Source organism: Roseivirga seohaensis, assembly GCF_001592945.1.
Taxonomy (GTDB): domain Bacteria; phylum Bacteroidota; class Bacteroidia; order Cytophagales; family Cyclobacteriaceae; genus Roseivirga; species Roseivirga seohaensis.
On the sequence record NZ_LRPB01000034.1, the window covers coordinates 118,259 to 130,843 of the forward strand.

At 38.6% G+C, this 12,585-nt stretch carries 9 protein-coding genes; 4 read left to right on the forward strand and 5 right to left on the reverse strand.

Annotated elements, in window-relative coordinates:
- Window positions 1-130: 130 nt before the first annotated feature.
- Entirely contained in the window at window positions 131-2,572 is a 2,442-nt protein-coding gene (locus tag AWW67_RS10630) for an ABC transporter permease (RefSeq protein ID WP_071387112.1), read from the reverse strand.
- Between the two features lie 35 nt (window positions 2,573-2,607).
- Entirely contained in the window at window positions 2,608-5,016 is a 2,409-nt protein-coding gene (locus tag AWW67_RS10635; protein ID WP_082794022.1) for an ABC transporter permease, read from the reverse strand.
- 217 nt (window positions 5,017-5,233) lie between these two features.
- Between AWW67_RS10635 and AWW67_RS10640 the strand changes: the two genes are divergently transcribed.
- The 3 genes from AWW67_RS10640 to AWW67_RS10650 all read left to right on the forward strand — a co-directional run bounded on the left by AWW67_RS10640 (window position 5,234) and on the right by AWW67_RS10650 (window position 8,570).
- Window positions 5,234-6,604: a sigma-54-dependent transcriptional regulator gene (locus AWW67_RS10640; RefSeq protein ID WP_062301692.1), complete on the forward strand. Its 1,371-nt coding sequence runs from the start codon at window positions 5,234-5,236 to the stop codon at window positions 6,602-6,604.
- Window positions 6,605-6,822: 218 nt separating this feature from the next.
- Entirely contained in the window at window positions 6,823-7,242 is a 420-nt protein-coding gene (locus AWW67_RS10645) for a hypothetical protein (RefSeq protein ID WP_062301694.1), read from the forward strand.
- Window positions 7,239-8,570, forward strand: coding sequence for a sensor histidine kinase (locus tag AWW67_RS10650; RefSeq protein ID WP_062301695.1), 1,332 nt, complete (start codon window positions 7,239-7,241; stop codon window positions 8,568-8,570). Before AWW67_RS10645 ends, AWW67_RS10650 begins: the two co-directional genes overlap by 4 nt.
- 254 nt (window positions 8,571-8,824) lie before the next feature.
- Here AWW67_RS10650 and AWW67_RS10655 read toward each other — a convergent pair whose 3' ends face one another.
- A complete protein-coding gene (locus tag AWW67_RS10655; RefSeq protein WP_062301696.1) occupies window positions 8,825-10,138 on the reverse strand; it encodes a dipeptidase in 1,314 nt (437 codons plus the stop codon).
- A 273-nt stretch (window positions 10,139-10,411) separates the two neighbouring features.
- Between AWW67_RS10655 and AWW67_RS10660 the strand changes: the two genes are divergently transcribed.
- Window positions 10,412-10,801: a hypothetical protein gene (locus tag AWW67_RS10660; RefSeq protein WP_062301698.1), complete on the forward strand. Its 390-nt coding sequence runs from the start codon at window positions 10,412-10,414 to the stop codon at window positions 10,799-10,801.
- A gap of 6 nt (window positions 10,802-10,807) precedes the next feature.
- On the opposite strand, the gene AWW67_RS10665 is transcribed toward AWW67_RS10660, so the two are convergent.
- Entirely contained in the window at window positions 10,808-11,371 is a 564-nt protein-coding gene (locus tag AWW67_RS10665; RefSeq protein ID WP_062301699.1) for a hypothetical protein, read from the reverse strand.
- Window positions 11,372-11,466: 95 nt separating this feature from the next.
- Window positions 11,467-12,585, reverse strand: coding sequence for a peroxiredoxin family protein (locus AWW67_RS10670; protein WP_062301700.1), 1,119 nt, complete (start codon window positions 12,583-12,585; stop codon window positions 11,467-11,469).

Here is a 12,585-nt window from a genome sequence, read left to right on the forward strand (position 1 = left end):
CAATATTTCGGTAGTTTTTTTGAAGTCAGAAAACTTGCATTAAAACATAACCTTAGCTTAAAATGAATTAGCCTGGCTGAAGTCTTATTTCTTGAGCCAAGCCTATATATAGATTTTTTGGGCGCCTTACTTATTCATAACGCAATGCCTCTATTGGGTTTCGCCTGGCTACTTTAATGGCCTGGAAAACCACCGTTAAAAAAGCCACCCCAAGGATTAAAAGTGCGGGTATGGCAAAGATGTACCAAGCCAAATCAATTTGATAAGAGAAAGTTTGAAGCCATTTTTGAGCTCCAAAATAAGTGATAGGCAGGGCAATTATTACGGAGAGAAGAATTAGCTTCATAAAGTTTGTAGAGAGCATTTTTATGATGCTAGAAACATTTGCGCCCAAAACCTTTCTAATACCTATCTCTTTAATTTTCTGCTGAACCTCGTAAAGCACCAAACCAAATAAGCCAAGTATAGAAACAAAAACGGTAATGGAAGCAAAAACACCGAAAACGGCTCCAAACTGTTGATCTGCTTTGTATTGCTCGTTAAATTTCTCGTCAAGGAAGAAGTAATCGAAATCACTATTCGGATAAACATCCCGATATACGCTTTCGATTTTAGCTACCATTTCCTTGTAGGAATTTCCAGAGTCTCTATCATCCAATTTCACAGAAATATAATTTCCGTTATTGCCCTCTTTGTCAAACCAAAATATAGTAGGGTCAATACTTGTTTTGAGTGAATGATGGTTATAATCATTAAACACGCCCAATATCTTGACCTCATTACCCCAGAAATGCACCTTAGCCCCTATTGCTTCTTCATTTGAATTAAAGCCCAACAATCTTCTGGCAGTTTCATTTACCATAATAGAAGTGAAATTTTCGCTAGCCGAAATATCTCTTTCATTGTCGAAGGTTCTTCCAGCAAGCACCTGAAAACCAAAGGTTGGAACAAACTCAGCATCTACTCTATAAAAGAAATATACATTCCCTTTTCCTTCCTCATGACCTGTAGCATAAACACCCGTTCCAGTATTCATTTCAACTGTACCTTGGCCAAACAAGGTTTCAGAGTAGGCTACATTCAACACCTGCGGCAATCGTTTTAGCTCAGTTTTTAAGGCTTTACGCTTCTGCAATTGAGACTCATTAGAATCTGCCAACAATGGTGAACGCACCACTACGGTTTGGGCTATATTTACACCCAATTTCTGATTTCGCATTTCTTGCACCTGTGTATAAATCACCATGGTTCCAGCTAAAAGCACCATGGTAATCATAAACTGAAACACTACTAATCCCTTTCTGAGCACAACCCCTTTTTTAGAACTGCTAAGGCTACCTTTTAATACTTCGAGCGGCTTATAATTTGCCAATACTAAAGCAGGATAAACTCCTGAAGCCAATGTACCTATAAAAAGCAGTCCCATTACGAAACCAAAAAGTGCTAGGTCTGAAAAAACATTGAAAGTTAAATCAAGGCCAGAGAACTGATTGAAGATAGGTAATACGGCCTGAATCAATGTGAGAGTAAGTATTAATGATAAAAAGTTAATCATGAAAGATTCAGTCAAAAACTGACTTAATAAAGCCCCTTTGTTAGATCCTAAAACCTTTCTCACTCCTACTTCTTTACCCCTTTCTAAAGCCTTTGCTGTGGAAAGGTTGATATAATTTACCCAAGCAATTACCAAAACGAACAGGGCCACTAACAGCAAAACATTCACAGTAGACTCACTACCATTCACCTCTGCTTCAAAAGTTCTATCCGAATAAAGGTGAATGTCGGTTAAAGGTTGAATAACTAGCTTCTCTGATCTATCTCCTTCTGTTTTGGCTAAAAAACTCTGGTTCAAACGTTCGGTAAAAGTGTTATCTAGATTTGCACCATTAGTTTTTAAATACATAAATTCATTATTCCCACTCCAGTTATTGTAATCCCACTTTAAGTATTGAACTCCAGTTTGATAAGAAATTAAAATATCGAATTTAAGATGCGCGTTTTCTGGAACATCTTTAACGACCCCAGTTACCTGCATGGGAATTTCAGCACCGCCAGGTACCGCGGTTAGAATTTTGCCCATTGGGTCTTCATCTCCAAAATACTTTTTAGCAACACTTTCAGTTATAACAATTTTAGCCACTTCATTCAGTGCCAAAGCTCTATCGCCTTGAGTCATTCCCCAATCAAAAACATTTAACCAACCAGGATTAGCAAAATACACGCGGTCTTCATTAAAGGCCTTTTCTTCGTTTTTAAACAAAAAGCGACCAATATGGCGCGCCATGGCAAATTCTTCTACTTCTGGAAATTCCGCCACAGCCATAGGCCCAACTGCCGGATAGCACTGAGCATCGGCAGTTTGAAAAGTACCTTCAGCATATAAATCCACTGTTACTCTATAGATATCTTCCGCTTGAGGATGAAATCGATCATAGCTCATTTCAAACCTAGCATAAGTCAAGATTAGAAAACAGACAGTCATGCCAACAGTAAGACCAAAGATGTTTATGATAGCGAATGACTTTCTCTTCTTTATATTTCTAAGGGCAACAATTAGGTTTTTTCTGAACATGATGATGACTTTTATTGTAATAATGTTGTTTGAGTTTATTCGTAGCGGAGTGAATCGATTGGGTTTGATAAGGTTGATTTAACCGAGTGAAAAGAAACGGTTATGACCACCACTAAAAAACAAATACAGGTTGATAACAGAAAAATATCAGCCGTAATGGAAGTACTGTAGGCAAAACCCGAAAGCCACTGCTGCATGAAATAATAGGATATGGGTAGTGATACGGCTGTGCTCAACAGAATCAACCAAATGGTTTGTCTGTTTAAGAGAATGAGTACATCAGAGAAACCTGCTCCTAATACTTTTCTAATGCCAATTTCCTTAGTTCGATTGGCCATATTAATGCCCGTTAGCCCAAAGAGCCCAATACAAGCGATAATTACCCCCAATACAGAAGCTACATTAATAATCTCTTTCCATTTTTGGTTGTCCTTATAGCGGCTGTTGAGGTAATCTTCTAAGAAGCGAACCTCAATTTCCTTTTCAGGAACAATCTTCTCTGCGGCAGCTTTAATGGCGGCAATTCCTGCTTCAGTTTTTCCTGCGCTAATTTTCACAAACAAATCTGAAAGGTTATTGCTATTGGCCACATTGAAGCGAAATGGGCCAATGGATTTCTGAAGCGACTCAAAATGAAAATCGTTGACTACCCCTTGAATATCCTTTTGCACAAGATTATACATTGCCGTATCAAACTTGTAAAGATCAAAAAGTGTTTTGTTTATGATCGTTCGGTTTTCTAAGGCCTCTACTCCCATCTCTTCGCTAAAATATTCACCTTCCAAAAGAGGAATACTAAAGGTTTTAAAGAAGTCGAAATCTACCCTAGCGCTCTGCACCCAATATTGAATGTTGTTAACCACAATACCACCCCTGCTGGTTGAAGGAGTGAAAATTCCATTTACTCCAGTCACTGATTCAATTTCTGTATTCGAAGCTAGTTCCTGTTTCATCAATTGAGTCTTTCCCCAAAGCCCACGCACATAGACTATCTGCTCTTTGTCAAATCCTAAGTCTTTGTTATTGATATAATTGAATTGACGTGTCATCACCAAACCCATGGAAATAAAGAACAGACAAAGCACAAATTGAAACACCACCATAGACCTTATCAACAGCGGTTTTATTTTGTAGGTAGTATTCCCCTTAAGGCCATTCACCACTTTAAATCGAGATAAAATTTGAGCTGGGTAAATTCCAGCCAAAAAAGCCAACACTAATGCAAAAAGAAGGCTGATACTTAGTATTTGAATATTCTCTATTAAGCTTAATTCAATTGACTTTCCGGCCAATGCATTAAATTTTGGCAACAACAATTGCATCAAAGTGAATCCACCGAGAACCGAAAATGCAGAAATAATCAGTGCTTCTAAATAAAATTGGACGCGCAAATGCGTTCCACTTGCCCCCATCACTTTCCTTACGGACACTTCAAGCTGCCTGCTGCCCGAAGAAGCCACGTTAATAGAAAGGTAATTGATACAAGCGATTAAGAGGATGAGTAACCCAATACCAATAAGTATGATGGAATAAAGCGGAGAAGAACTCTTTCCGTAACTTATGCTCGGGTCGAGGTATAAACCTTGGATATTCTTTAAGCCATATTGCACAACAGGATTGGAAGCTGATAGTTTCAGCATTTCGCGTTGACTGGAAATATCATCCGCAAATCTTTCAGAATAAATTTCACTTATTTTTTGGCTTACTATACTGGCATCTTCTGAATTATTAAGAAGTAGAAAGCATGAAATGGCATTGTAATGCCAGTCATCTGAATGCTCGTTGTAATAGTAAGAATTCGCAAGGTTCAGTACTATATTGAATTCTAAAGAAGAATTTACCGGCTTTTCTATTACCCCAGAAATAAGGTAAATATTGGCTTCTTCTGCCCCACTCGAAAAAGTTTCACCCACAACGTCAACTCTTCCAAAAAGGGTCATGGCCATGTCATCTGTAATTACAGCACTTTTAATCTCCTTTAATGCCGTACTTGGTTCGCCATACAAAAAATTAAAGCTAAAATGTTCAAAGAAGTCTGAATCAACATAGTTTACATACTCCGACAATTGCTTTTCATTCCTTTTGATACTTATAAAATTTCCTTCAACCCTAATTACCTTGTCAATTTCAGGTATACTTTCTTTTACAAGTTCTAAAAATGGAAGGTTATGAGAAATGCTCTTCTCAACTCCTTTGCCTGGTGTGGCATCAAACCAACCAGGCTCCAATTTTGGGTCGTCAGTTTTGTAGTCCGTTCTATAAAGAAGAAACAGATTGTCTCCTTTGGTATGAAAACCATCATAACTCAACTCATCTTTTACAAATACAAAAACCAGAAGACCAATCATCACAGCGATGGACAGGCTCACAAAGTTTATAGCACTATATAACCTGCGTTTAGAAAGGTTTCTAAAGGACATTTTGATGTGGTTCCTGATCATCATCTCTTAGTTATTCATTTATATCTATCACTTCAAATCCTATACGGACACTAGAGGCATCAGCCTATAACCATGCCGAATATACAACCCTCTAAAATATAATGACTTACAGAATTAAGTCTTCCGTTTATCATTTAATTCGTACCATTATGGAACAAATGAATGTATCACAATGATACATTTCTTACCTTTAACCTCCATCACAGAACCACAAAGACCAATGTCAAAAATTGACGCCAAGATACTAGTACTAGACGATGATCAAGGAGTGCTTTACACAGCCAACATGATCTTAAAACAACACTTTCAAACTGTAATTACAGAGAAAGACCCTGCCAAATTAGACTTTCTACTTAACCAGCACGAATATGATGTAATTGTATTGGACATGAATTTCTCCTATGGTTTGACCGGAGGAAAAGAAGGAATCAAGCTTTTGAAAAGAGTTTTGGAGAAAGATCCTAAAGCGCATGTACTTATGAATACTGCCTATGGCGATATTGACATTGCAGTGGAAGCCATGAAAGAAGGAGCTGTTGATTTTTTGGTAAAACCTTGGCAGAAAGAAAAGTTATTAGCCACTGTTCAAGCCATTTATGAATTGAGCAAAAGCCGAAAAAAAGTTGAAGAATTAAAGTCGAGTCAAAAAATTCTGATGAAAGATCAGCAGAAAGAGTTTAGCGACATTATTTCTGTAAGCCCTGTAATGAAGCCTATTTTCCATACCATCGAAAAAGTGGCTCAAACAGATGCTAACGTGCTTATTTTGGGTGAAAACGGAACCGGTAAAGAACTTATTGCTAGGGAGATTCACAACCTATCGAAGCGCGCTAATGAGAATTTCATCAAAGTAGATTTGGGTGCGATATCTTCTTCTCTTTTCGAATCTGAGTTATTTGGACATGTGAAGGGTGCCTTTACCGATGCGCAAGAAGATCGACCAGGAAGGTTTGAGTTGGCCACTAACGGAACACTCTTTTTAGACGAGATTGGAAATCTATCTTTGCCTCTTCAGGCAAAGCTCTTAACAGCACTACAGTTTAAACAGATTAGTCGAGTTGGGTCTAATAAAGTAATTCCCTTAAACATTCGTTTGGTTTGCGCCACCAATATGCCACTTTACGAAATGGTGAAGCAGAATGAGTTCAGACAAGATTTGCTCTATAGAATAAATACGGTGGAAATTAAACTTCCCCCTTTAAGAGAAAGAAAAGAAGATATTGCTCCTTTGGCCAAACATTTTCTGACTGTTTATGCCAAAAAGTACCAAAAGGAAAAAATGCGGCTAAATGAGACTACACTGAACAAACTACATGGCTATAATTGGCCAGGGAACATACGCGAACTTCAACATGCTATTGAAAGAGCTGTGATTATGGCCAACTCTCCCCTTTTAGCCCCAGAGGATTTTCTTTTAAAAGATGATAGCGTAGATATGAACCATCCTGAATCGTTAAATATTGAGGCGATGGAAAAAATGGCCATTCAAAATGCAGTACGTAAAGCAGGAGGAAACTTAACCCAAGCGGCAAAAGAGTTAGGTTTCGGTCGAAGTACTCTATATCGAAAAATGACCAAGTACGGACTCTGATAATCAATATAAATAGATTAGATTCACCTCAATTTTAATAAACCTAAACATTCAGTCACCCACTCTTCTCTTTAGAGTTTGATTTAACAAAACATATTCAACACACTTATTTACAGACTGTTGAATAATACATGAATCTAACTGAGATGTGTCTGTTATTCAGAAATATGCGTACTCTTCTGATTTTAATCTGTCTGATTGGAATTCGCTCCCACACAATGGGACAGCGAAGCTTAGAAGAAATACACGACAGAATTAAAGATAATCAGTTAGCGGATGAAAATTATGAGTGGAAACATTTCGGCACACTCAACTTCGAAGTAGCAGGCACTCAAAACTCTGGTGATTATAGGCTGAACATAGAAGCTGGAACTACAGTAAGAATGTATTTAATAGCCAAAACGGACTGTATTACTTATTTTGACGTACGCGACCCAGAAACACGTTACGTTTTTGGCTCAAGTGACAAGAACAGTTTAGAAACCGAAATAGATGGTTTTAAAGCTACCACAGTGCTTTACACTTATGAAAAAGATGCTACGATGGTTATTCGCTTTGGAGTTCGATGGGGCTGTTCAAAAATGCTTCGAACTAAACTCAAACTGCTTATTTTTTATCAAGTAAAAGAAACTGAATGAGGTATAAGTACTTTCGATTAAACGTAGTACTGCGTATTCTGGCCCTACTGATTTTGGGCTATTCTGGCTTCTATATTCTTACCCAAACCCATTTTTGGCTGGTTTCCTTCTGGCTCTTTCTAGCACTTATAATTATATTAATCGGCCTTATTCGCTATGTAGAGCGCTCCAGACGGGATTTAACTTACTTTCTCCTGTCCATAAAGCAGAATGATTTTAGTAATTCATTTCCCTATGAAAAAACCGATGAACTGAATTTTGCTTTTCATGAAATCAATCAGGTAATGAAAAACCTTAGAAATGAAAAGGCATCGAATTACCTCTATTTACAAACGGTGGTGGAGCATGTTCGGGTGGCAGTACTTTGTTTTGATGAAGACGATAAGGTAACCCTGTCAAACAAAGCTGCAAAGGAGCTTTTCCAGAAAGACCATATTAGTTCACTGGCGTCCTTGGCAAAAGTATCTGAAGAAATTGCGAGCAAAGTTGAGCAACTTAAATCGGGCGAAAGAGAATTGGTAAAAGTTAAGGTTGGGGGAACGCTGCTCAACCTTTCTGTACAAGTCACCACGTTCAAACTTCAGAACAAAGACTACAAACTCGTGTCTTTTCAAGACATTAAGAACGAACTGGAAGAAAAGGAAATAGAATCGTGGCAGCGGCTTATTCGTGTACTTACACATGAAATCAAGAATTCTGTAATCCCTATTTCAACGCTTTCAGAAGTAATTCTTCAGGTATTCAAAACAGAGGTGCAAGCCAAAAATAACAGCCAAACTGAGGCAGAAGCTTATCAGGATATTGTGGGTGGACTGGAAACCATTGAAGCCAGAAGCAAGGGCTTGGCTCATTTTGTAAATACATACGATCAGCTCACAAAAGTATTAAAACCTGAGTTCAGCGCAGTGCAGCTTCTCCCCTTGGTCAATCGCATTAAAAGCTTATTTAAACCCGACTTAGAAGCAGCTAATATCGACTTTAAAGTAAAGGTAGACCCAATATATGAAGTCAATGCCGATCCGAACCTTTTAGATCAAGTGCTGATCAACCTGGTGAAAAACGCCATTGAAGCAATTAAGAATCAGCCTTATAAATCTATTCAATTGAGCACTCGCCTCGAACAGGATAAAGTGATTCTGTCTGTTCGAGATAATGGCCCAGGAATTCCAGATGAGGTTTTAGATAATATTTTTGTACCCTTCTACACCACAAAGCAAAGCGGTTCAGGCATTGGTCTTTCTCTTTCTCGTCAGGTTATGGGGCTCCACAAGGGCAGTATTGCGGTTAAATCGAGCAGCGAAGGAACTAGTTTTGAGTTGATTTTTTGAGACTGGATTGATACTTGTCAACCTATTTCAGGACGGTAATAACACTCCCCCAACCCCTCTAAGTAGAGGAGAATAGTTCATCATCTATTTAGTGCATCTACGTCCTAACTCAAGCAAACATCCACCATTACAACCGTAAAAGTATCCCCTCCTAGAGCAGGGTAAGGAAGGTAAGTAATCCCAAAATCACTAGAACATAAAAAAAGCAACCGTTTTCACAGTTGCCCTTTACAATTATAAACCAAAAATGATTCTTATTTTCCTTGAATCTGCTTAGCTACAGCTTGCACTTCGTCTAAAACGCGAAGTAAGTTTCCGCTCCAAAGCATTCCGATTTGCTCTTCGGTATAACCTCTGCGCACTAATTCTAAGGTTACATTGAAAGTTTCAGAAGCATCGTTCCAGCCTTCAACTCCACCACCACCATCAAAATCAGAACTGATTCCAACGTGCTCTAAACCAATTTTATTTACCAAGTAGTCAATATGATCTACAAAATCAGAAACGTCTACTGGAGGAGCTTCTGCATTTATGGCTTCAGTTATTTCAGCACTATGCTTTTCTTGGAAAGCTCTGTAAGCCTCTAAGTAATCCGATTGCGCACCGCCAGTCATTGCTCTAAACATACCTCCCGGCTTTATCTCAAAATTCTCTCTCTCAGCTATTCTTGCATTCACTTCATTAGACTTCTGTCTATTAGCGCTATTTTTATCTGTGTTTAAGTAGCTTCTAAAGGCTACTGTTTGAACAACACCACCATTTTCTTTCAACATCATCAATTGTTCATCGTCTAGGTTACGGCTTACATCGTTCAATGCTCGCGCAGACGAGTGCGAAGCAATTACAGGTGCTTTTGATAGCTTCATCATTTCCATATTCGCTGCCTTTGAAGGGTGCGAAATATCAATCATGATTCCCCATTTGTTCATTTCTGCAATTACTTCACGGCCTAAATCGCTCAAGCCATTGTGTAACCAAACGCTATCGCGCTCCCCTGTATTCGAGTCGCTCAATTGGCTGTGTCCGTTATGTGCCAAAGACATATAGCGTGCACCTCTGTCGTAGAATTCTTTCACTCTAGAAATATCGGTACCAATTGGGTAACCATTCTCAATACCAATCATGGCTACTTTTCTTCCAGAAGCTACAATGCTTCTTACATCGTCAGAAGTAAGGGCCAAGCCAATTTTATCTGGCGCAATTTCTTCTGTTAGCCTGTGAATTGCATTAAACTTATCATCAGCATTCTCATAAGCTTTAGCGTAACCTTCTTCCGTCAATTCTCCTTGACCAGTGTAAACGATGAACCAAGCTACATCCAGCCCTCCTTCTTCCATTTTAGGAAGGTTTACTTGAGTAGAAAGTCTTTGTGTATAGTTCCTTTCAGCGGTAAAATTTGAAGTATTGATGTCATCATGCGTATCGAGGGTAATCACACGCTCGTGAATTCCTTTCGCATATTCTGTTAGTTCGGCTTCGGTCATATCTCCTACCTCTTTTTGTTTAGGCTCACACGCAGCGAGGACAAAAAATGCTGCGAGTAGTAATGGTTTCCATTGTTTTTTCATAATTGATTTTTAAGGTCTAGTACTAAACTAGATGATTTCTTTTGGCCTATGAAGTAAAATGATTTGAGTGGCAGAAGACTAACAAATTTCGGTGAGATTAGCCTTTCTAAAAAGTTTGGAAAATGGGCTTGGCTGTTAATGCTAGTTAGGTCGCAGCGAGACGCAACGACCAGTTGAGGATACTATTCCCAGCTGATTTAATCCGTTCGATGGATTTTAGCGCCTCCTTAGCTAAAAGCGAGTACCTTTATCCTAAACCCTATACACAAGCAGATGAACACAAAAATACTTATGATGATCACGGCCCTATTTTTAGGCCTTATAGGAGTCACACTTACATTTATGCCACAAGAGGTTGCTGTCTTTTTAAATATGGGTTCAGACCAATACACGGAACTTGCCACGCAATTATTGGGTGCACTTTACCTAGGTTTTGCCATGCTGAACTGGATGGCGAAGGATAATTTAATGGGTGGCATTTATGGCAAACCCGTGGCCATGGGCAATCTTATGCACTTTGTAGTAGGTGCTTTTGCCTTGCTCAAAATGCTCTCTACCATTACCATGCATTGGGAATATATGGTAGTATTCACCGTGCTTTATATAGTTTTCGCACTGTGCTTTATCTTTCTGTTTGTGAATCACCCGAAGGAGAAGAACTGAGTGAAGTTAAGAACCCCAAACATCCAATACTTCTACGTTTTCCCAGTCTACACGACTCGAAGACCGATTAACGTAAATCAAACCTCCTTTACTACAGGAGTTTCCACAATAGCATATAAAGAAAAAAACAACCTTAGTTTTTGATTCATTGTATACAAAATTTGACAGTCTAATGGTGCCGAAATTTCTAATTTGATCAGCAAGGCTCAGGTTATTTATCTCTTTAGGATTGTCTATAAATTTGTATGGCAGTGTCAACTCATCAATCAAAATATTCTCCGTGTTAAGAGTAAACCCTTCCACCAAATCAAGAAGCTCATTTTTAGGCCACCTTTCTGGCAAACCTTCAATCCATTCAGATATACCTACTTTATGAACATCTGACTCCAATGATAATGTATCAACAAAAAAAATAGATTTTTCATTAGGAATAGTATCTAGAAGGCTCTTAAAAATAAGTTCAAAAGTTCCGGTCAAAAGCTCAGTATTTGAGTCTAAATAATCGAATCTTGAACTTTTCTGGCAGCCAAACGAGCAAATCATTAATACTGCAACGGACAACTTCTTCATAATACTTTCAAGTTATTCATCCAAACTAAAAAACCAGCCTTCCCTATATTCGGGAAAACTGGTTTTGATATTTTCTTTTAATAAGAGAAGTCTATTTACTCAAATATGCTCGCAAGCTTGTTTTGGAGTGCTCTACCTCTTAGGTTTTTGCCAATTACGCGGCCTTCAGGGTCTAAAAGCAATGCAAAAGGAATCGCATTCACTTTGTAGGTCATGGCAGCTTCTGATTGGAAGTACTTAAGGTCAGAAACGTGCGTAGGCCATACTAAACCATCTTCGGCAATGGCAGACAACCACTTGTCTCTGGTTCTATCTAAGGATACACTAAATACCTCAAATCCATCTTTGTTGTACTTATTGTACATGGCCACCACATTTGGGTTTTCCTTGCGGCAAGGGCCACACCAGCCTGCCCAGAAATCGAGCAAAACGTACTTTCCTCTTAAATCAGAAAGACTCATGGTTGTACCATCAGGGTTAGGTAATGAAATATCTGGCGCAACATCACCCATTTGTACTGCGGGTTTAAAGTAAGCCAAGTTATTCACAAACATTTCCACCTGACTTGAACCTGGCAATTCTTTCTGCAATTTCTGCCCAAGGCTATCTAAAAATTTATACTCTTCTGATTTGTCTGGAAAATAATCCGTAACCATTAAAGGCACAATTGAACCATCCATTTCCCAAGCCATGGCCTTCAGTTTTTTCACTTTTCCAGCTTCTAAAGCGGTTCCTTCTTCAACAAGCTCTTCCATTTTAAGGTTATCACCCGACTGTTGTGCTTTGCTGTAACGCTCGTTAAAGTCACGTACTACATAAGAATATTGCTCCATATAATCCTGTACTTGAGCTAGATGTTTCAGGTCTTCTGAACCTTTAGCTTCAATCATCTGTCCGCCTTGGCCATCGGCAGTAATGGTAATATCTTCTTTATCCAACACTAGAATTTCAAACTGCTGGCCATATACATTGATGCGGTAAAAACCTGGCTCAGTTACTTCGGTTTCTATTTCGAAATTTCCGTCAGTATCTGCATTAACCGTTTTTACAGGCACCACTTGACCTACTTCAAACTTTTCTAAAATGATTTCTCCTTGCGGAATCGGGTTTTTAATCACACCCGATACTTTTACAGTTCCATCATTTTTGGAAGCCGAACAAGCACTGATGATCAATAACACCAATACAATCGCAATATTTTTCTTCAATTTCAT

What these genes read in the sequence shown, in the direction of transcription:
- AWW67_RS10630 (WP_071387112.1), bottom strand. Translation starts at nt 2,572, where the DNA reads ATGTTCAGAAAAAACCTAATTGTTGCCCTTAGAAATATAAAGAAGAGA.
- AWW67_RS10635 (WP_082794022.1), bottom strand. Translation starts at nt 5,016, where the DNA reads ATGATGATCAGGAACCACATCAAAATGTCCTTTAGAAACCTTTCTAAA.
- AWW67_RS10640 (WP_062301692.1), top strand. Translation starts at nt 5,234, where the DNA reads ATGTCAAAAATTGACGCCAAGATACTAGTACTAGACGATGATCAAGGA.
- AWW67_RS10645 (WP_062301694.1), top strand. Translation starts at nt 6,823, where the DNA reads ATGGGACAGCGAAGCTTAGAAGAAATACACGACAGAATTAAAGATAAT.
- AWW67_RS10650 (WP_062301695.1), top strand. Translation starts at nt 7,239, where the DNA reads ATGAGGTATAAGTACTTTCGATTAAACGTAGTACTGCGTATTCTGGCC.
- AWW67_RS10655 (WP_062301696.1), bottom strand. Translation starts at nt 10,138, where the DNA reads ATGAAAAAACAATGGAAACCATTACTACTCGCAGCATTTTTTGTCCTC.
- AWW67_RS10660 (WP_062301698.1), top strand. Translation starts at nt 10,412, where the DNA reads ATGAACACAAAAATACTTATGATGATCACGGCCCTATTTTTAGGCCTT.
- AWW67_RS10665 (WP_062301699.1), bottom strand. Translation starts at nt 11,371, where the DNA reads ATGAAGAAGTTGTCCGTTGCAGTATTAATGATTTGCTCGTTTGGCTGC.
- AWW67_RS10670 (WP_062301700.1), bottom strand. Translation starts at nt 12,585, where the DNA reads ATGAAATTGAAGAAAAATATTGCGATTGTATTGGTGTTATTGATCATC.